Here is a 17,849-nt window from a genome sequence, read left to right on the forward strand (position 1 = left end):
ACTAGCATCATATGAAAGAGTGAGGGAATGGAAAGGGCAAGTCTTCTTTATCGTTAGTCTAATTTGCTATATACAAAGTACGAATGGAGTACCCTTTTAATGCCTTAGCGTTGCTCCGTGATACTGATGTTTGATACTGTCCCAGGCCTGGCGCAGACGCTTAACACCTTCGATAATCTGCTGCTCCGTTAAGTGAGCAAAGTTAAAGCAGGCTGAAGGAGGTCCCGGTGTCAGTTGGTAATCAGCAGCATCACGCCATGTGACTCCATAAAATCGTGCTGTCTGCATCAAATGATGATACGGGGCAGGTCCATGCTTCCAGATGGCATAGGCGTGTAGACCGCAATCGTTCTGCTGCCAGTGAAACAGCTCACTCAACGGCTGTATTTCATGCTGGAATACGTCGTAGCGTGATCTGTATATTCGAGTCATCCGCCGCAAATGACGAATGTAGTCTCCGCGCATCATAAAACGTGCCAGTGCACGCTGTTCCAAGCGGGCAGGCGGCAGGGGGTCGTATAGTCGTTTGGCAGCAGTCAGCGCTTGAGCCAATGCCACAGGCAGGATGGCAAACCCGAGTCGAAGGCTGCTGAACATGCTTTTGGAAAAGGAACCGACATAGATGACACATTCCGCGCGATCCAGTGCTTTTAATGGTTCAATGGGGCGTCCTGCCCAGCGGAATTCACTGTCATAATCATCCTCAATGATCCACGCCCCCTTGGACGCTGCCCATTGCAGAATATGTTGACGGCGCGTTAATGGCAATACAGCACCGGTTGGAAACTGTCGTCCAGGCGTAACAAACAGGAGCTTGGCATCCCAATCCTGTGGAATAATTCCATGCTGATCCAGCTCAGCAGCGTATATCTGTCCGCCTGAGGCAGTAACTGCACGGTAGATGCCGGAATAACAGGGATTCTCCAGTACAATGTTATCTTGTTCATGAATAAGCAGCTGACTTAATAACGTGATCACTTCCATGGAACCACTGCATAATACGACTTGATCCGGGGTAGCCGTAATTCCGCGTGTTCTGCCAACATGATGGCAAATCGCTTCACGCAGCCCTTTATCACCGTTCACTGGTGCAGGCGTCGAGTCATCCGAAGGCTTTTGCAGGTCCTTGCCAGCGGCAGCCAATGCACTTTTCCATGCGATCTGTGAGCTGCCCTCCAATACATCTTCTTCTGCTTGAAAAGAAATCAAAGGCTGCTGTGCACCGTCTCTACCCGTAGCAGACACAGGAGCCGAGTATAAGGCTCGTTCTCTTTCGAGCTGCATTATTCGTTGTCCCCATGCTGACAGAGCAGGGGCTTTTTGTTTTGCAATAGGCGGGGTTTGGTTCTGCTGATCGATTAGAGATTCGTCTGGCAACATTGCAGTCTGTTCCATAACAAAGGTTCCTCTGCCTACTACCGAATTCACATATCCTTCTGCCAACAGCATATCGTATGCTTCTTTAACACTTCCGCGCGAAATGCCATACATCACAGCCAGATCACGACTGGAAGGCAGGCGCGTACCGCTGGCAAGGGAGCCAGTGAGAATTCCCTCTCGAAGAGCGTGATACAATGCCAAGTATTTCAAATGATATTTTTGAATTGCGCGCTGATAAGCAATCGTAATGTCCATACTTTTCTCCTTATATTGGACCAGTCATTTCCGTTCATATTGGATCTTTTTAATAATCCATTTTCAACATAATCTGAAATGTATCATTGGTCAATAGATGGAAGGAGAGTCCCCTATGAGAAGAAAGGAATTTACGGTAGAAGAACTAGAGGAAATAGAGCAGTTTCTAAGCGAGGTCAGTTTCGGATTTTTAGGCATGAACAGCGAGGATGGTTTTCCGCGTGTGGTTCCCTTGAATTTCGCTTATGGAAATGGCGTTTTTTATATTCATGGCAGTCGTGCTGGAGAAAAGATGGAACGGATGAAAGAGGATAATCGGGTTACTTTTTCAGCCGCCAAAGAATATGCGCTCATTCCATCTTATTTCACGGATGAACATATGGCATGTCCTGCGACCTCATTTTTTAAAAGTATTACCGTGCGTGGTCATGCGGAGCATGTAGTGGATTTGGAAGAAAAAGCATCAGCATTTTCCACTTTTATGAGTAAGCTGCAACCGGAAGGCGGATATGACACGATTGATGCCAGCGATTCTCGGTATGCCTCACGTTTGAAAGGGGTCGCTCTGATCAAAATTGTACCCGAGGAATGGACCGCCAAGTTTAAATTCGGACAAAATGTTAAAGATCAGGAGCGTCAGCAAATTATCGACGGCTTGCAACAACGGGGGCTGGATGATGATCTGATAACGATTGAAATGATGCGCAAATATGGTCCTCATCACTGATATATATCGAAAGTCAGGATTTCACAAAATTCTCAAGTATAAAAATTAAAATTCGGCGTAATAATTCCTGCTCGCTCATCCATCTAACTGGTTAATTATACCTTGAAGGGGGATACCCTTGATTTTCCATAACATTCAGTCCTTCTATATTAGGACTTTTGAAGGAAAGGTATATATCATCCTCAAGCCCGTTGTTCTTACTGCAAAGGAACTTTATAATACGATAGATTTGTGGTGTAAGGGGGCAAAACCGTGATAAGAGCAGGAGTCAGAAGTCGGGAAAGTCGGCGGTTGTTACTGGAAGCGGGGGCTGAAGAGTTCGCTCAGACGGGGTTTTACCAAACTAAGGTAAGTTCGATTGCGGCACGTGCAGGATTGACGCAGCCGGATTTTTATATTCATTTTGAAAGCAAAGAACAAATGTATGAGGAGCTTGTGGAGAGCTTCCGTACTTTGGTGAATGAGACGGTACAAAGTATGAAGATTGGCCCGGACCTAAGCGAAGCTGAAGTTTTGAGACGGGGACAAGCTTTTCTGGAAGCTATTTTTCGCATGTTGTCTAATAATCCGGCGATCACTCGTGTCGGTTTTTACCAGGCGGCAGACTCGGTACACATCAAGGCGGAAATGGCGGAGCACATCAAGAAGCATCTGCTGGCGGCACAACGATGGGGTTCCTGCCGTGAGGAACTTGACCCTGAACTGACAGCAGAATGTGTGATCGGTTTGATAGAACGGCTGACGTTAACGAAATTGCTGCCTGGACGTGAAAGCCCGTCTGTACTTGCCAAGCAGGCAAGAAATCTCCTGTATCACGGAATGCTCGCATCCGAAGAATAACTGGACCCCAAACCCATATTTGGGCAGCAGGCGCGGCATTTGTCCCTATCATGGACGGTGGCATAAGCATAAGATGCTTTTGTAAACCATGAAGGGAGGAATCACCATGTCTGGAGTAGGCGCTGGTTATGGAGCTTTTACATCTACAGGAGCGATTCTGGTACTTTTCATTCTGCTCGTTATTATTTCCAAAGCATTCGTTATCTAATTCTCAGTTGAAGAATTTGATTTCGGGCGATTTGTTGTAATCGACAGAGGGAGGAGGAATTTGAGATGGGTGAAGTAGATAGAAGCTGTGGCTGTGGCGGTGGCGGCTACGGCATGTGGACTTCCACTGGTGTCATTTTGGTACTCTTTATTTTGCTGGTTATCATCACACGTACTTTCTTCATCTAAAGTGATATTCATGGGCTTGAGCGCCGATGCTTCGGGTCTATGACTATGCAATCCCAAATAGGAACCGTCTCTAACAGAGGCGGTTTCTTTGTGTTTGAAAGTTTACGTTGACGTTAACGTTATATAGGCGTAGTATTTATATATAATCTTTTTCATAAGGTGGGTGTCATGGTTACGTATAAAATTGATGAGGTCGCGAAGCAAAGCGGTTTGACCAAGAGAACTATTCGTTATTATGAGGAAATCGGCTTATTGCCCTCCCCGCAGCGCAGTGAAGGAAATATGCGGCTGTATACGCAGGAGGATGTGGATTTACTAAAAAAAATAGTGAGTGCCAAGGAAGTGCTTGGCTTTTCTTTGCAAGAACTTCAGCGGTACATGTCCGCAGCAGAAATGCTCAAAGGGCAGCGGGAGGAATATCGCGAGCGCACAGAGCATTTGCAGCCAATCGAGCGACGGACCATGTTGGAGGATATGGAACGTACGCTGAACGAACAGTTGGACTTAATGGAGGGAAAGATCAACAGTATCCGTATGCTCCAGACAGAGCTGGAGGAGCTGCGGGTTAGGGTGCGTGAACGTAAGGTTCTTCTGGATGAGGAACTTGAGCACGACCCATCATAACAAGAACATTTACATTCAGATGTGGAGGTAACATCCTATTATGAGTTCACAACATGCATTACCTGAAGAGTTAAAAGAACGCTCAGGCTTGCTGTCTCAACCTAAAGCGGTATGGGCGGTCGCCTTTGCCTGTGTTATTTCATTTATGGGTCTGGGATTGGTCGATCCGATCCTGCCGGCCATTGCCGATCAGCTTCATGCTACGAAAAGCCAAGTGTCGCTGCTGTTCACCAGCTATAATCTGGTGACGGGCGTTGCGATGCTGATTACGGGCGTTGTATCTAGTCGATTGGGTGTCAAATGGACGTTATTAACCGGCATATTATTTATTATTGTGTTTGCCGGACTGGGCGGCACGGCTAGTACAGTTGGCGGAATTGTGGGCTACCGGGCAGGCTGGGGCCTGGGAAACGCTTTGTTTATCGCAACAGCGTTGTCTGCGATTGTAGGTCTGTCCACTTCTGGAACAGCTAAAGCGATTATTTTGTATGAAGCGGCCTTGGGGCTTGGGATTTCAGTCGGCCCGCTGCTAGGCGGTGAGTTAGGTTCCATTTCCTGGCGCGGTCCATTTTTCGGTGTAGCTGGATTGATGGTTATTGGCTTTTTGTTCATTACGTTTATGCTGCCTTCGATTCCAAAGCCGAAAAAACGCGGTTCCATTGCGGACCCATTCAAAGCGTTAAGTTACCCTGCCTTGTTCACGCTCGGCATTGTAGCATTGTTATATAACTTTGGATTCTTTACGTTGATGGCGTATTCTCCATATGTCATGCATTTAGACGAGCATGGTTTGGGTTACGTGTTTTTTGGTTGGGGAATTATGCTGGCCTTTACCTCGGTGTTTGTAGCTCCAAAGATTCAAGCACGCTTGAGCGTGGTATCTTCCATTAGTATCATGCTGACGTTGTTTGCCATTGATTTAGGTGTTATGGCGATTGGGACTTTAGCTGGTTCGCCAACGACTGTCATTGTCGCGGTCATTGTGGCTGGTATTTTTCTGGGGATTAACAATACATTGATTACAACCGCTGTTATGCAGGCTGCTCCAGTGGAGCGCTCCACAGCATCTGCGGCTTACAGCTTTATGCGTTTTTTGGGCGGGGCCATTTCACCATGGCTTGCAGGGAAGCTGTCAGAGTGGTATGCAGCAGAAACTCCGTTTTATTTTGGAGCATTGATGGTATTGATTGGCGTAGCTGTGCTGATCGTACGTCGCCGACATATGCAGGATATTCAGGTAGATGCACACTAACATTGAACTTCTGGGGAGGAAAAGAGTATGAGCGAATTCAAACAGATTCTGGTCGCGATTGATGGTTCGGAACACGCTATGAAGGCATTGGAGACAGCCAAAACGTTATCCAAGCAGCTTCAGGGAAACCTGCATCTGACCGTATTGCATGTAAATCCGACTTTATCAATGAATGAGCCCCCGGTTGGGATTGATGTGGATGAGCGGATCGAAGAGGAAGGTCGTCATATTCTGGAGCCTGCAGCCGACTATTTGAAGGACGAGGGCATTTCGTACCGTATGCTGGCGGGTCATGGTGATCCGGCGAGTTTCATTTGTAAAATTGCAGATCAGGAAAAGGTAGATCTGATCATTATGGGAACACGGGGACAGGGACTTGTTTCGGAGCTGATCCTGGGTAGTGTGAGCCATCATGTGATTCAGCACGCACCTTGTCCAGTGCTGACAGTGAAATAGTATTAAATGAGACATTGATATAGAGCAAAGGAGGAAAAAAGCATGCAGCAGCACTTATTTATTGGCGGTGAATGGAAAGCAGCTTCATCATATACGACGCTGAAATCACCGTATTCCGGGGAAGTCATTGCCGAGGTAGCAGAGGCCACTGCTGAGGATGCCAAGACCGCTATTCAGGCGGCTTCTGATGCACGTGCAGAGATGCGGGTCATGCCAGCCCACCAGCGGTCAGCTATTTTGGAGAAGCTGGCTGACCTGCTGGAAGAGCAGCGTGAGGATGCAGCGCGTATCATTGCACGTGAAGCGTCCAAGCCATGGAAGGCTGCGCTTGCGGAAGTTGATCGGACGGTACAAACCTACAAGTTTGCAGCCGAAGAAGCCAAGCGCATTCACGGAGAGACCATTCCGCTGGATGCTGCACCAGGCGGCGAGGGCCGTATGGCCTACACGCTCAAAGAACCCGTCGGGGTAGTAGGAGCTATTACACCATTTAACTTCCCGATGAACTTGGCCGCTCATAAAGTGGGCCCTGCGCTGGCAGCAGGCAATACGGTCGTATTGAAGCCTGCGGAGCAGACACCACTGTCGGCTTACTTGATCGCGGAGCTGTTGGAGCAGGCCGGGTTGCCTGCGGGCGCTCTTAACGTGATCAGCGGCGATGGCAAAACGATTGGCGACGTACTTGTCACTGATCCACGCGTCAGCTATATCACCTTCACCGGTAGCCCGGCAGTCGGTACAGAAATTCGCTCCAAGGCTGGCTTGAAGCGGGTCACGCTGGAGCTGGGTTCCAACGCGGCTGTTATTATTGACCGTGATACAGATGTGGACGCGATCATCGACCGTTGTGTGAGTGGAGCCTTTGCCAATCAGGGGCAGGTATGTATCTCGGTTCAACGTATTTACGTTGTCGGTGAGCTGTATGATACGTTCGTATCCCGATTTATAGAAGCGACTCAACGTTTAAAAATCGGAGATCCGCTAGACCCGGACACGGACGTATCGGCGCTCATCTCAGCCAAGGATGTCGAGCGTGTTCGTGAGTGGCTGGAGGAAGCGGTCCAAGCAGGCGCGAGAATCGCTCTGGGTGGTCATGCCGAAGGTGGGATTCTGGAGCCGACCGTATTGCTCAATGTGGACCCGACTTCCAAGGTGTCTTGTCGCGAAGTGTTTGCCCCACTTGTGCTGATTCATTCCGTTAGCTCTGTAGATGAGGCTGTGAGCCATGTGAATGATTCAATTTATGGCTTACAGGCGGGAATTTACACACGTAATATCACGACCGCGCTGGATGCAGCGGACAAGCTTGAGGTAGGGGGCGTGATGATCAATGACATACCAAGCTTCCGTGTTGACCATATGCCGTATGGCGGTGTGAAGCAAAGTGGCACTGGACGCGAAGGTGTAAAGTACGCTATGGAAGAAATGTTGGAAACCAAGCTGATCGTTATTAAACGGTAAATAGCTGTATAAAAGCCTATCTGATGGACATGGATAATACGTTTTACGTATATCTGCTCATTAGATGGGCTTTTTTTTCTCATTATTTGCGCGAATGTCAGATGAAAATAAAGTGTTAGACTGAAAAATATTTGGATAAAGCGTATTTAGCTTGAGTTTTAGACCGTTGGAACTGTTCCACCGTCAATATTATATTCACTTCCTGTAATAGAAGCGGCCCGGTCGGATACCAGAAAAGCAACAAGCTCAGCGACTTCTTCTGGTAGTCCTGGACGACCAATTGGAATTCCTCCCAACGAGTCCATTAGTTGCTTTAATGCACTTTCTCGATCGCCTGTAGTCTCAGCAATCCGATCAATCAAACTTTGTGCTGCCTTCGTTTCGATAAAGCCTGGCGCAACTGTATTAATACGAATGCCTTGAGGCGAAAACTGCTTGGATAATCCTTTGCTGTAAGTAGTTAAAGCTGCTTTGGCCGCAGCATAAGCCAATGTTGCATCATATAGAGGCAAGCGACGTTGAATAGATGAAATATGAATAATAACACCTGAACCCTTTTCCACCATAGCCGGCAGCAGTCCACGGTCTAAACGGACGGCAGCAAACAGATTGGCGTTAAAAGTTTGCTGCCAATGCTCGTCCGTCAAGACAAGAGCTCCCCCGGATGGAGCTGACGAGCCTCCAACATTGTTGACAAGAATATCTACACCGCCTAGGCGCTCAAGAACGCTGGTTACCACTTTATCTACACCTTCAGGCGTACTAATATCGGCTGGAATAAATAGGTCCGCATTTTCTAAATTAACTGGAGTAGTTCGAGCCGTAGTAATTACAGTAGCACCTGCAGCTGTAAGTCTCTTAGCAATAGCCTCTCCCATTCCTTTGGTACCGCCTGTGACCAAGGCCTTTTTGCCTTTAAACTCACTTAAAATGCTTTCTAATTGAAAACTCATATGAATAATTCCTCCTAATTTTGACAATGTGGTTGAGAACTACCTCTAGGTATCTCACTCCGAGTTCACTTGTTTTGCGAACCTTACACACTATCGACAATGATACCCCGGTACCGCCCTCCGCGCAGTCGATGCTTTAGGGCTTTTTGATAGGCTGGACTAAAGTACCAAGCTTGTGCTTCCTCAAAAGTGGGGAATTCCAAGATGGCCAGCCCTTCAATATTGGGTCCTTCCAGGACCTGGTATGCGCCATACATTGCTAGGGGGGTGACGGAATGTCCCGCCAAACCTGCCGGTGCCAACTGAGAATAGAGTTGGAGTTCAGTTTGATCGGTACTCTGTTCACGTATAAAAACAACATAAGCGGGCATATACGTTTTCCCTTTCTTATTTTTTAATTTCTTTATGGAAGTGTAATAATCAGTTCTTTAATTTTATTGATTTTAATGGTTTCCATACCTTTGATTTCGCGATGGTTATCCAAGATCAACGCATCTTTATCGAAAGCAGAAGTAAATGCTTCAAGCCGGGATTTGTTCGCTGATGTAAAGTAAGTTTCTACTACTGGTGGCAGGGATCTATGTGGATTCATTGATTCTTCAACCTCCTATGGTGAGTATGTTGTGAGCGATAACTTCAAACTCATCATAGCAGTAATAATATGACTACATAATGTCATATTATAGAGGAACATTTAAATTTCTTTTCATCGTTTCTAAATGAGACAATATTCTTGTACGTACTTGTTCGGGGCTAACCTCTATAAGGAGGGGACCAAAGGATAGCAGATAACTGTCCAACCAATTGCCTACAGGAAATTGTGCCGTGACGGTATAAGAGCCGTCTTCCCTCTGAGTAATTGTTTTCTCGGCAAATTCATCGTATACGCGGTAAGCTCCTTGAGCAGAAATGTGAAGAGTTACTTCAATGGTATGAAGCAAGTCGTTCACCTTTGTATCTGTAGCTGCTACGACTGTTCTTGGCTCATAACTAATTTCCGTAACTACAATCTCTTTCATTCGGCTAATCTTAAATACACGATAACTTTCGGTATTTAAACAGTAACCTTCCACATACCAGGATTTATCTTTAAACAAGAGCTTGGCAGGTTCGATGCTACGATAACTCTGTTCCCCGGCGACGTTATAATAGCGGAACTTTATAACACGGTTTGTGATTATCGCGTTGCGTATAAGAGTGAATAGCTGTCTCTGGCTGTTTTGGCTTCCCCATGGCGAAAAATCTACTTCGATCCAGTTTCCCATTTCTTTTTTAAAAAGCCTACTCAACTTGCTTAGCACTTCTTCTACCTGTGGAATGGTAGCTGTAGCCACACTCTGAAGGGCCATTAAGATATCATCTTGTTCCTGCTCGGACAGTAAAGAGGTGTTAAAGACATAACCCTCCATCAATGATATTCCGCCACCCTTGCCTCTACTGCTGTAGATGGGAATCCCAGCTGCGCTTAAGGCATCTATGTCCCGATAAATCGTTCGTGTGGAAACCTCAAAATGCGCTGCCAATTCATCAGCAGTCACTTTTTTCTTATGGAGTAACATATAAACGATTTCAAAATGTCTGCTTAACGGCATAAGCTTCACCTCACTCGGTAGCATACACCTTATAACATGACATTATAAAGTCATATTAAGTGATTGCTCTACATCACACTCTAATGGGCATCAACTGGGGAACTTTATTTTCTTTGGACAGCGATAATAACACTGCCTTGGATCAGATCTTTTTACAATTCTTTATATAAAGTTGAACCAAAAGCACTTGCGAAATAAAAAGGAATAAACTATACTGAGACCAATCAATTAGTGATTGATCAATTACTAACTGATTAACAATCAACGTAGGTGACATTTATGAGCAGCATACGCTTCAAGTTGACTGAACGTATCTTTATTGGAACTATGAATTGATGCAGATTCAGTTAGATGAAGATGTATGAAGCTAAGTAATTGATCAATCACTCATTTTATTAGTAAATGGAGGAGAAGAAAATGAAACATCTTATTATTTACGCGCATCCATCACATGAAAGCTTTAACCATGCAATTTTGACCACAGCATTGAAGGGGCTAAAGCAAAAAGGGCATGATGTGGTGGTTCGTGATCTATATGATATCGGCTTTCAACCTGTAGTCAGCAGTAGCGAGATTATTGGAGGAATCGGAGAAGATATTGTGCGGGAACAGAAGTTTTTGCAATGGGCAGAGGTGGTCACCTTTATTTATCCGATATGGTGGACGGGGATGCCAGCCATAATGAAAGGGTATATTGACCGCGTATTCTCTTACGGGTTTGCTTACAAATATGTAAATGGGGTGCAGATGGGGCTGCTCAAGGGGAAGAAAGTCATCATCCTCAACACCCAAGGGAAATCACATGCGGAATATGCCAGCAATGGCATGGATCAAGCACTTCACTTGACGTCCGACAAAGGCATATTTGAATATTGCGGACTTGACGTTATGTATCATATATTTTTCGAGTCGGTACCCCAATCCGATGAAGATACACGTAAAGAATGGCTTCGCCAGATTGCAGGTATACTTGGATAAGAGCCTTGAGCCTAACTGATTTGAGTAACATCAATATAAGACTGTGTATCAGAATTAACCAAATTACTTACTTCATTAGTGGTTGCGAAATGTAGTTGTGGTGATCCCATCGAACGATTAGAAAACGTACTTGTTGGAATGGGCAAGTTCCTATAAGATATTTTTTTGAAACTCACTGTCCCCAAAAATGCATATCTTTACAGGTAAAAGTATTTTGGATGGAGTTGAAACAACATTAAAATGAATAAATAAACGAAATGACCTTCTTTACGTAGAGAAAGTCATTTCGTTTAATTTAGGCGTTACTATTAATTGGCATAGTCTTATTAATAAGGCGTTGTCGCTTGCAAGTCATCTAGTAGTTCTTTGTACCTAGTTCGAGGATTTCGCAAATGTGTTTCCTACTTTTTGTCGGTTAGCTATGATGCTGCGTATCACGGTTCAAAATTAGCTGTACATGATGAAATCTCTGGTGTATACCTATGTAGGATAGCAAGCTGTAGTTATAGCATTTTTTTGAGCTGGGATATACGGGCTTGGGAAACCTCAAGCATTTTGGCATATTCGTGCTGTGCTGCATTGGGTTGCTTTTGCATTAATTCTTTGAGGCTTTCAATCATCTGCTGTGTCGATCTCCGTAGACGCTTGGACTCTTTAATCGACCGTTGTCCGTTGGCTAAAGCCGATTTGGCTGGTCTTAGGACAGGGCTAAAATTTAACCCCTTCTTTAAACTTTCAATACATTCTTTACAAATAAAACTATCTCTAAAATAAGTCAATTGTTCTGCTGAACCACACATTTTACACGTCACCCCGGTATATTTTCGAAAGGCGAGAATACCGGTTTCCTCATCTGCGAAAATCTCAACGGGGTCACCCACATTAAAATCCATAGAAATTCGCATTTCTTTGGGAATGACGATACGGCCTAACGCATCTAGGGGACGTGTCATACCTGTACTTTTCAAATGATAACCTCCTTTTTTTATATCCTTATAATACTAAATAATTATAGTAAAAAAGAATAGGCTTAGAGAAGCAATCGCATATATTAAGTAAACTGTTGAAAAGTATACAAGTAATTCCCAAAATATGTTTTTTTAATCGTGGAAAACGTGTTGAGAAATTATAGGGGATTACCGATATATATTCAGAATGAATATTCTAGTTGGCGAAGGAATTTTTAGTAATATACGATAAGGAGCTGTGAATTACATATGGCAATCGATTTGGACACTGCTATTCCTGCAGTCATTATAAAGGTCGGCGGATTAGTAGATCAGCCCGATCAATTCACCGCCGAGGCGAAGAAGGCTGCTGCTATGCTGGGAGAAGAGGCATTGCCTCTATTCCCGCGTTATTTTTTTGGAACTGAGTTGCAGAAGCCTGAGAGTTTGGCAGGAAAGTACGAAGGGTTGGGCGACTGGCTGCATATTCAACAGGACGCGATTTTTGAGATTATCTACAATTACAGGGAAAAAGCGATTCCCATGCTGTATGAGGTGGCGTTCGGGGTGTACGATTGGACGCAGTATAAGGCAGTGAGGATACTAACTCGGTTAGCCCGTGAAGGTGTTCAGACCGAGCAGATTGTGGACGATATTATCAGCCATGTCGACGATTTTCGTTATGAGGCACAAATGCCTACATTTTATTTTCTGTCGGGACTGACGGGCAATAAGAAGGTTGCCGCACTGCTGCAAAGGCACTTCCTTGAGAATTTGGAATACGATCCGATTGATGCCTTTGATATTTTTGAGAATTTGTACCGTTGTTCGCCTGATGTTGCTAGGAGACATGCCGATTTTCTCAAAGCCATTGCCCGTGGTGAAGGCCTAGAAGGCCGCTCCCCGTTACTGGACGGAGCGATAGGGACTACCGATGAGAACGGCAAGCAAGAGTACCACTGGCCTGGTGATGAACCTGTCGAAGAGCAGCACCAATTACGAGCGGCCATATTCTATTACCAGTTGAATTCTCAGGATGAGGAGGTCAATCGGCGGTTAGATCAATGGGAAGTGAGCCATCCAGAGGAGAATGTAAGGAGTTATATTGGGAAATTGCGAGGGGAAGGACAGGGAGAGAGCTAGCTGTTCAGTTGGTGAATAGAGAAATGCTATTTTTGCACTCTTTTCTATGAAAACTTATACTTATCGTTACAGCTGGCTCGAAGCGAAAAAAAAGAATGAGGAGGGGATCAACTATGTACTCCATTAAAGAAGTTGAAATTAGGAGTGGATTGCCCGCATCTACCCTTCGTTATTATGAAAAAGAGGGCATTCTACCTGATGTCGGTCGGGATGAGGGTGGGAGAAGGGTATATACCGAGAAACAAATGGATTGGATCAGGTTTCTTATGGCTATGAAAGATACGGGAATGACCATTGAAGAAATTAAGGCATATCTTGAGCTAAATGTAAAAGGAGAAGCCACAATCCAAGAGAGAAGAGACTTCCTGGTTGCCCACAAAAAGAAAGTGGAAGAACAGATGGCCCAAACGCAGCGCAATTTGGAGAAAATTATTCAAAAGATAGCTTTTTACGATCATGTGGTCATGGGAAAAAGCTTCTCTTAGTTGCCAAATCGAATTGAATATATGAAGCCCGCAGCCTATTTGAAATACGCTGTAGGGCTTTTTTTGCATAGATATCTAAAGATACCTACTGTAGGTCGCAAGTATGAAAAATCGTTGGCAATTAGCGGTTCATGATGTGCTTACAGGGTAAAAGTGTATTACCAAGGTGGGGAAGTGGGGGCGTTGACTCTCACGCCACGGGAGGCTGTAGACTGTGAAAGCAAGGGGGGAAGCGGAATGGCTTATACAGTAAAGGAAGTATCTAATCTGTCGGGAATCAGCGTTCGAACTTTGCATTATTATGATGAAATTGGATTGCTGAAACCACATCATATCGGAAATAATGGATATCGCTATTACGAACAGGAACAACTGTTGAGGCTTCAACAAATCATGGTGTACAGGGAACTGGATTTGCCTTTATCCGAAATTGGCAATGTGCTAAAGCAAACCAAGGAGCAGAAAGCCGAGGTTTTGCAGGTGCATCGAGCCAAGATTGAGGCCAAGGTCTTCCGCTTGCATACTCTCCTTCAGACCATCGACGAAACGGTGGCTCATTTGAAAGGAGAACAAACGATGAAACCAGAGCAAATGTACCAAGGGTTTAACCCGGAAAAACAGGAAATGTATGAACGTGATCTGACGGAACGTTATGGTTCACAGGTCGAAGAAAAGATCCAGGAGAGTAAGACCGCGACGACGAACTGGAGCAAAGAGGATTATTTGGATTCACAGGCAGAGGCAGATCAGATTCATCGGGAGCTGGCTGAAGCCATGCATAAGGGATTGAAGCATAACAGTGCAGAAGTACAGGCGCTGATCCGCCGTCATCTTCAATGGGTAAGCCGATTCTATACCCCTACAGCAGAAATTTATAGCGGGCTGGGAGACTTGTATGTAGAACATGAGGACTTCAGTAAAATGTATGAAGGCTATCGCCCTGGGCTAGCTGAATATTTGCGAGACGGAATGAAGGAGCTGGCCAAACGGGAATTAACCTAGAGCAACAGCTGATAAAAAGGGCTATAAGTAATATGAAAAAGGGTGAACAACAACCCCATCGACGGCCTGCTGTTCACCCTTTTTTGTGTAAAGCAGCTTACATGCTGCTTGGTGCTGTTCTCATGCTTTGCTGACTGCTGTTTCCGTACTGCTGCATGCTACCGCTGCTTGCAAAATGCTGCCCGGTCGTCCCCATGTGTTGCGGAAAGCTGTGGTTCATGTGGCTTCCTGCACTAAAGGTGGATGGTTGCATACTGCGAGAAGCATAGTTATCGCCAAATCCAGGTTGAGTCATTTGGCTGCTTGAGCGGATGGAGTTTTCCAATTGGCTACACAGTTGAATGACTTGCTGGTATTGCTGCATCGCTTGCTGGTGATGCTGAATTGCGGTTTGAATCATTTGAGCTGCGCTACGTTCGCGTTGCACTAGGCTTTCAAGGCTGGATGCGTTTTGTTGCTCTTGTTGCAGCAATTGCTGATACATAGCAGTTCCTTGTTGTGTTTGTTGTACCAATTGCTGCATAATTTGTTCACATTGATGAAGTTGTTGTTGTGGAGCCATGTTGTTGAACATTGATCATCAATCTCCTTCGCCGGATAGTTTAGGTTTTAGGACCCTCATATATTGTGGCGAAGGAAGACTATATATATGCACAATTTTTGGTTACAGGCTGGATACCAGAATAGCCGTAAATTCCTCTAGGAATACACGATCTTCCTGATCAAATCGGCTTTTTAGCGGGCTGTCAATGTCCAGCACTCCAATCAGCTCATCGTTTTTGATTAGAGGGATAACGATTTCGCTATTGGAAGCAGCGTCACAGGCGATATGTCCTGGAAATGCATGTACATCGTCTATGACAAGTGTTCGCCGTTCAGCTGCTGCGGTACCGCAAACACCACGTCCCAGTGGAATCCGTATACATGCGGGTAAACCCTGGAAAGGTCCTAGTACAAGCTCAGTCCCATCATAAAGATAGAAGCCACTCCAGTTCACATCTGGAAGAAAGTGACCCAGTAAAGCTGAAGCGTTCGCTAAATTGGCAATCCTATTGGATTCATCGTGAACAAGTGCCCGGAGTTGTCCGAGAACGGATTCGAATTGTTCCTGACGTGTTCCTTCGTAAGGGATAGTTTGAAACATGTAGAGTCCACGCTCCTAACATTAAATTTTCATATTAACTGTTGTATATATCACCAAAAATAGGTAATTGTGCAAATCACTTTTACCATTGGTTAATTAATTTAAGATATAACGATTGTACATATTCAGTCAAGTAGAAAATAGCACTACTTCCTTGGAATAATCTCCTTTCTCTAGCACCACAATTCCCTTCTCTACAAGCAACGCTGGCGGCAAAGCATTATGTTTTAGCGGGACATATAATATAGAAAGTAATTCAATGAAGGGTTGCCCTCATCTGTTTCCAGCTTCTCCCCTATGGGTAAAAACAATGTAACATGTTGGCTTAGGCCAGGGAGGAGTTACAATTATGCATGCAGATGTTCAGAACTTGTTTATCCGTATACAGATGCTTTCTTATGCACATCAGGACGATTTGACCGTGAGAGATATACAACCAGTTCTCGAAGAACGCGGATACCGTGTAGGAGAACGTGAAGTCAAGCAGGAGCTGGAAAACCTGACACAGGAAAACTTTCTGACACCACATGATGATATGTTCAGCCTTACCGGCGCAGGGATCGAAGAATTGCAGGAAATTCAGTCGATGCTAGGCGTATTGTACGAAGATGTTGTGAAAAATCCAGCGCATGTCACTGCCCGTGCTTCTTCTTAAAAGGATAAGAGACACCAAAAATCTTATAACAATAAAAGGTAGCCCTCTTCATTCCTGATATCAGGAAGCGGAGGGCTAATTTGATTTATAAGGGCCTGTCCACTTTAATAAGGTTGTGTTTGTTGGAGGTGTATGCTTAAATGTAGCGTATATTTGTTGTCATTGAAATGCTGGAAGGATGATGGAACATGTGTGCATATGCATGTAAGGGGCATATCCCACTGCTGGAAAGCCCGCGTCTTCGGCTGCGAAGGATGGAAAGCCGGGATGCGGCTACGATGTTCGCTTGCTGGTCTGACCCGGAGGTTCACCGTTATATGAACCTTACCGGTATGTCAGGACGAGAGGATGCAGAGGATATGATTGAGCTGTTGAATGAGCTGGCGAAGACGGAAGATGCGCTGCGCTGGGGGATCGAGCTGAAGGAGAACGGGAGGCTGATTGGAAGCTGCGGCTTTAATTATTGGCAGACGGAGGGAGCTTATAAAGCCGAGATTGGTTATGAGTTGGCCCAGCCTTATTGGCGCAATGGCTATATGACTGAGGCGCTTCGCTTAGTGCTTTCATTCGGATATGACACGATTCGATTAAATCGGATCGAAGCGCTGGTGGACCCGCGCAATACAGGCTCGCAAGCCCTGCTGTCCTCGATGGGCTGGACCCAGGAAGGGCTGTTACGGCAGGTACAGCATACATCTACAGGCTTTAAGGATATGCTGATGTATTCATTACTGCATGAAGAATGGCTCAGATTGGAGGCACAACGAAATGCTGTTTCAGTATAACGGCGGTTCGTCGCCGCTGCACAGGCTTGGACCGTTAAGTAAGCTTATATGGGTGGGATGCTTTAGCCTCCTGTCGATGGCATGGGATTCGACAATACGGGAAGCGGCACTTCTGGTGGCACTGATCGCTGTGGCTGGCTTCGGCGCACGATTGACCCTAGCACGCCAACTTCGCGCTATGTCGTTCCTGATTGGTTTAGGTATTCCGTATTTTATACTGTCTATCCTAGCGATTCGAGAAGGGAATGCTGTCGCTTCATGGGGACCCATTGTGATTACAGCTGAGGGACTGGATATCGCCGGGGCATTAACGCTGCGGATTTTTGTATTGTTTTTGGCATCCTATATCTACCTCTCGACGACCGATCCCCGAGATTTTGTGCAGGCTTTGAATCTGCGCTTGCGTGTACCTTATCGATTTGCGTTCGGAATTTCAGTGGCGCTGACGTTCCTGCCCTTATTGGAAGAAGAGGGGCGAACCATTATGGCTGCACGGCGTGTTCGGGGGCAGGAGCCACCACGAGGATGGGGCAATCGGATATCATGGTGGAGCGGGTATGCGGCTGCTGTATTGGTGAATGCCGTGAGACGGGTTCAGCAGACAGCACTGGCTATGGAGGGCAAAGGTTTTGGCGCATATGCAGAACGGACGTATCTTCGAACACTGAAGAATGGGCGTTTAGGCTACGTATATGCTGTGATTGCTGTATTCGCTACGGCTGTTTTATGGTGGGTATGATAAAGAAGCAGCCCCTTTTTTTGCTCTTATTGTCA

At 45.5% G+C, this 17,849-nt stretch carries 23 protein-coding genes; 15 read left to right on the forward strand and 8 right to left on the reverse strand.

The genetic code is table 11. From position 1 onward, the window contains the following. Positions 1 to 96: 96 nt before the first annotated feature. Positions 97 to 1,635, reverse strand: a complete 1,539-nt coding sequence (gene pdxR, locus MKX36_RS03445) for a MocR-like pyridoxine biosynthesis transcription factor PdxR (RefSeq protein ID WP_340864227.1) — start codon at positions 1,633 to 1,635, stop codon at positions 97 to 99. Between the two features lie 115 nt (positions 1,636 to 1,750). Here pdxR and MKX36_RS03450 point away from each other — a divergent pair, with 115 nt between their 5' ends. The 8 genes from MKX36_RS03450 to MKX36_RS03485 all read left to right on the forward strand — a co-directional run bounded on the left by MKX36_RS03450 (position 1,751) and on the right by MKX36_RS03485 (position 7,391). Further along, the gene (locus tag MKX36_RS03450; protein WP_090891294.1) at positions 1,751 to 2,362 is read left to right on the forward strand and encodes a pyridoxamine 5'-phosphate oxidase family protein; all 612 of its coding nucleotides are present in this window, start codon (positions 1,751 to 1,753) and stop codon (positions 2,360 to 2,362) included. 255 nt (positions 2,363 to 2,617) lie between these two features. Continuing rightward, positions 2,618 to 3,202, forward strand: a complete 585-nt coding sequence (locus MKX36_RS03455; protein ID WP_017425727.1) for a TetR/AcrR family transcriptional regulator — start codon at positions 2,618 to 2,620, stop codon at positions 3,200 to 3,202. Positions 3,203 to 3,308: 106 nt separating this feature from the next. Next, a complete protein-coding gene (locus MKX36_RS03460; protein WP_014599460.1) occupies positions 3,309 to 3,410 on the forward strand; it encodes a hypothetical protein in 102 nt (33 codons plus the stop codon). Between the two features lie 65 nt (positions 3,411 to 3,475). Then, on the forward strand, positions 3,476 to 3,598 hold the full coding sequence (locus tag MKX36_RS03465) for a hypothetical protein (protein ID WP_016819381.1): 123 nt from the start codon (positions 3,476 to 3,478) through the stop codon (positions 3,596 to 3,598). A gap of 168 nt (positions 3,599 to 3,766) precedes the next feature. Further along, positions 3,767 to 4,222 carry a MerR family transcriptional regulator gene (locus MKX36_RS03470; RefSeq protein WP_016819380.1) on the forward strand — a complete coding sequence of 152 codons (456 nt, stop codon included), beginning with the start codon at positions 3,767 to 3,769 and terminating at the stop codon, positions 4,220 to 4,222. A gap of 40 nt (positions 4,223 to 4,262) precedes the next feature. After that, a complete protein-coding gene (locus MKX36_RS03475; RefSeq protein WP_016819379.1) occupies positions 4,263 to 5,474 on the forward strand; it encodes an MFS transporter in 1,212 nt (403 codons plus the stop codon). Positions 5,475 to 5,501: 27 nt separating this feature from the next. After that, positions 5,502 to 5,930: a universal stress protein gene (locus tag MKX36_RS03480; protein ID WP_016819378.1), complete on the forward strand. Its 429-nt coding sequence runs from the start codon at positions 5,502 to 5,504 to the stop codon at positions 5,928 to 5,930. Between the two features lie 42 nt (positions 5,931 to 5,972). Continuing rightward, positions 5,973 to 7,391 (forward strand): aldehyde dehydrogenase family protein, encoded by a 1,419-nt coding sequence (locus tag MKX36_RS03485; RefSeq protein WP_340864228.1) that lies wholly within the window; start codon positions 5,973 to 5,975, stop codon positions 7,389 to 7,391. A gap of 158 nt (positions 7,392 to 7,549) precedes the next feature. Here the strand turns inward: MKX36_RS03485 and MKX36_RS03490 are convergent, their stop codons facing one another. The 4 genes from MKX36_RS03490 to MKX36_RS03505 all read right to left on the reverse strand — a co-directional run bounded on the left by MKX36_RS03490 (position 7,550) and on the right by MKX36_RS03505 (position 9,936). Continuing rightward, positions 7,550 to 8,344, reverse strand: a complete 795-nt coding sequence (locus MKX36_RS03490) for an SDR family oxidoreductase (RefSeq protein WP_025363995.1) — start codon at positions 8,342 to 8,344, stop codon at positions 7,550 to 7,552. Between the two features lie 83 nt (positions 8,345 to 8,427). Then, on the reverse strand, positions 8,428 to 8,715 hold the full coding sequence (locus MKX36_RS03495; RefSeq protein ID WP_019686113.1) for a DUF1330 domain-containing protein: 288 nt from the start codon (positions 8,713 to 8,715) through the stop codon (positions 8,428 to 8,430). Between the two features lie 32 nt (positions 8,716 to 8,747). Beyond that, on the reverse strand, positions 8,748 to 8,936 hold the full coding sequence (locus MKX36_RS03500) for a hypothetical protein (protein ID WP_340864229.1): 189 nt from the start codon (positions 8,934 to 8,936) through the stop codon (positions 8,748 to 8,750). A gap of 88 nt (positions 8,937 to 9,024) precedes the next feature. Beyond that, positions 9,025 to 9,936 (reverse strand): helix-turn-helix transcriptional regulator, encoded by a 912-nt coding sequence (locus MKX36_RS03505; protein ID WP_017425721.1) that lies wholly within the window; start codon positions 9,934 to 9,936, stop codon positions 9,025 to 9,027. A gap of 417 nt (positions 9,937 to 10,353) precedes the next feature. Here MKX36_RS03505 and MKX36_RS03510 point away from each other — a divergent pair, with 417 nt between their 5' ends. Beyond that, positions 10,354 to 10,914 carry an NAD(P)H-dependent oxidoreductase gene (locus tag MKX36_RS03510; RefSeq protein WP_025363996.1) on the forward strand — a complete coding sequence of 187 codons (561 nt, stop codon included), beginning with the start codon at positions 10,354 to 10,356 and terminating at the stop codon, positions 10,912 to 10,914. 503 nt (positions 10,915 to 11,417) lie between these two features. On the opposite strand, the gene MKX36_RS03515 is transcribed toward MKX36_RS03510, so the two are convergent. After that, positions 11,418 to 11,882: an AbrB/MazE/SpoVT family DNA-binding domain-containing protein gene (locus MKX36_RS03515; RefSeq protein ID WP_016819375.1), complete on the reverse strand. Its 465-nt coding sequence runs from the start codon at positions 11,880 to 11,882 to the stop codon at positions 11,418 to 11,420. Positions 11,883 to 12,131: 249 nt separating this feature from the next. Between MKX36_RS03515 and MKX36_RS03520 the strand changes: the two genes are divergently transcribed. The 3 genes from MKX36_RS03520 to MKX36_RS03530 all read left to right on the forward strand — a co-directional run bounded on the left by MKX36_RS03520 (position 12,132) and on the right by MKX36_RS03530 (position 14,491). After that, the gene (locus MKX36_RS03520; protein ID WP_340864230.1) at positions 12,132 to 13,004 is read left to right on the forward strand and encodes a transcriptional regulator; all 873 of its coding nucleotides are present in this window, start codon (positions 12,132 to 12,134) and stop codon (positions 13,002 to 13,004) included. Positions 13,005 to 13,117: 113 nt separating this feature from the next. After that, the gene (locus MKX36_RS03525) at positions 13,118 to 13,489 is read left to right on the forward strand and encodes a MerR family transcriptional regulator (RefSeq protein ID WP_044787871.1); all 372 of its coding nucleotides are present in this window, start codon (positions 13,118 to 13,120) and stop codon (positions 13,487 to 13,489) included. Between the two features lie 237 nt (positions 13,490 to 13,726). Continuing rightward, positions 13,727 to 14,491, forward strand: coding sequence for a MerR family transcriptional regulator (locus MKX36_RS03530; protein WP_019686120.1), 765 nt, complete (start codon positions 13,727 to 13,729; stop codon positions 14,489 to 14,491). Between the two features lie 97 nt (positions 14,492 to 14,588). Here MKX36_RS03530 and MKX36_RS03535 read toward each other — a convergent pair whose 3' ends face one another. Further along, positions 14,589 to 15,065: a hypothetical protein gene (locus MKX36_RS03535; RefSeq protein ID WP_017425717.1), complete on the reverse strand. Its 477-nt coding sequence runs from the start codon at positions 15,063 to 15,065 to the stop codon at positions 14,589 to 14,591. A 90-nt stretch (positions 15,066 to 15,155) separates the two neighbouring features. Beyond that, the gene (locus tag MKX36_RS03540) at positions 15,156 to 15,635 is read right to left on the reverse strand and encodes a GAF domain-containing protein (RefSeq protein ID WP_016819371.1); all 480 of its coding nucleotides are present in this window, start codon (positions 15,633 to 15,635) and stop codon (positions 15,156 to 15,158) included. Between the two features lie 349 nt (positions 15,636 to 15,984). On the opposite strand from MKX36_RS03540, the gene MKX36_RS03545 reads away from it, so the two are divergent. From MKX36_RS03545 to MKX36_RS03555, 3 genes are all read left to right on the forward strand, one after another. Continuing rightward, positions 15,985 to 16,290, forward strand: coding sequence for a hypothetical protein (locus tag MKX36_RS03545; RefSeq protein ID WP_016819370.1), 306 nt, complete (start codon positions 15,985 to 15,987; stop codon positions 16,288 to 16,290). A gap of 188 nt (positions 16,291 to 16,478) precedes the next feature. After that, entirely contained in the window at positions 16,479 to 17,075 is a 597-nt protein-coding gene (locus tag MKX36_RS03550; RefSeq protein WP_039276759.1) for a GNAT family N-acetyltransferase, read from the forward strand. Next, positions 17,059 to 17,814, forward strand: coding sequence for an energy-coupling factor transporter transmembrane component T family protein (locus MKX36_RS03555; RefSeq protein WP_019686123.1), 756 nt, complete (start codon positions 17,059 to 17,061; stop codon positions 17,812 to 17,814). The genes MKX36_RS03550 and MKX36_RS03555 overlap by 17 nt, the downstream gene beginning before the upstream one ends. Positions 17,815 to 17,849: the final 35 nt, after the last annotated feature.

It is taken from the genome of Paenibacillus sp. FSL W8-0439 (assembly GCF_038008995.1).
Lineage (GTDB): Bacteria > Bacillota > Bacilli > Paenibacillales > Paenibacillaceae > Paenibacillus > Paenibacillus polymyxa.

Excerpts from the sequence above, each read along its gene's own strand:
- MKX36_RS03520 (WP_340864230.1), top strand. The coding sequence starts at position 12,132 with ATGGCAATCGATTTGGACACTGCTATTCCTGCAGTCATTATAAAGGTC.
- MKX36_RS03535 (WP_017425717.1), bottom strand. The coding sequence starts at position 15,065 with ATGTTCAACAACATGGCTCCACAACAACAACTTCATCAATGTGAACAA.
- MKX36_RS03500 (WP_340864229.1), bottom strand. The coding sequence starts at position 8,936 with ATGAATCCACATAGATCCCTGCCACCAGTAGTAGAAACTTACTTTACA.
- MKX36_RS03510 (WP_025363996.1), top strand. The coding sequence starts at position 10,354 with ATGAAACATCTTATTATTTACGCGCATCCATCACATGAAAGCTTTAAC.
- MKX36_RS03495 (WP_019686113.1), bottom strand. The coding sequence starts at position 8,715 with ATGCCCGCTTATGTTGTTTTTATACGTGAACAGAGTACCGATCAAACT.
- MKX36_RS03525 (WP_044787871.1), top strand. The coding sequence starts at position 13,118 with ATGTACTCCATTAAAGAAGTTGAAATTAGGAGTGGATTGCCCGCATCT.
- MKX36_RS03555 (WP_019686123.1), top strand. The coding sequence starts at position 17,059 with ATGCTGTTTCAGTATAACGGCGGTTCGTCGCCGCTGCACAGGCTTGGA.
- MKX36_RS03480 (WP_016819378.1), top strand. The coding sequence starts at position 5,502 with ATGAGCGAATTCAAACAGATTCTGGTCGCGATTGATGGTTCGGAACAC.
- MKX36_RS03485 (WP_340864228.1), top strand. The coding sequence starts at position 5,973 with ATGCAGCAGCACTTATTTATTGGCGGTGAATGGAAAGCAGCTTCATCA.
- MKX36_RS03460 (WP_014599460.1), top strand. The coding sequence starts at position 3,309 with ATGTCTGGAGTAGGCGCTGGTTATGGAGCTTTTACATCTACAGGAGCG.
- MKX36_RS03490 (WP_025363995.1), bottom strand. The coding sequence starts at position 8,344 with ATGAGTTTTCAATTAGAAAGCATTTTAAGTGAGTTTAAAGGCAAAAAG.
- MKX36_RS03545 (WP_016819370.1), top strand. The coding sequence starts at position 15,985 with ATGCATGCAGATGTTCAGAACTTGTTTATCCGTATACAGATGCTTTCT.
- MKX36_RS03465 (WP_016819381.1), top strand. The coding sequence starts at position 3,476 with ATGGGTGAAGTAGATAGAAGCTGTGGCTGTGGCGGTGGCGGCTACGGC.
- MKX36_RS03505 (WP_017425721.1), bottom strand. The coding sequence starts at position 9,936 with ATGCCGTTAAGCAGACATTTTGAAATCGTTTATATGTTACTCCATAAG.
- MKX36_RS03540 (WP_016819371.1), bottom strand. The coding sequence starts at position 15,635 with ATGTTTCAAACTATCCCTTACGAAGGAACACGTCAGGAACAATTCGAA.
- pdxR (WP_340864227.1), bottom strand. The coding sequence starts at position 1,635 with ATGGACATTACGATTGCTTATCAGCGCGCAATTCAAAAATATCATTTG.
- MKX36_RS03550 (WP_039276759.1), top strand. The coding sequence starts at position 16,479 with ATGTGTGCATATGCATGTAAGGGGCATATCCCACTGCTGGAAAGCCCG.
- MKX36_RS03530 (WP_019686120.1), top strand. The coding sequence starts at position 13,727 with ATGGCTTATACAGTAAAGGAAGTATCTAATCTGTCGGGAATCAGCGTT.
- MKX36_RS03475 (WP_016819379.1), top strand. The coding sequence starts at position 4,263 with ATGAGTTCACAACATGCATTACCTGAAGAGTTAAAAGAACGCTCAGGC.
- MKX36_RS03450 (WP_090891294.1), top strand. The coding sequence starts at position 1,751 with ATGAGAAGAAAGGAATTTACGGTAGAAGAACTAGAGGAAATAGAGCAG.
- MKX36_RS03470 (WP_016819380.1), top strand. The coding sequence starts at position 3,767 with ATGGTTACGTATAAAATTGATGAGGTCGCGAAGCAAAGCGGTTTGACC.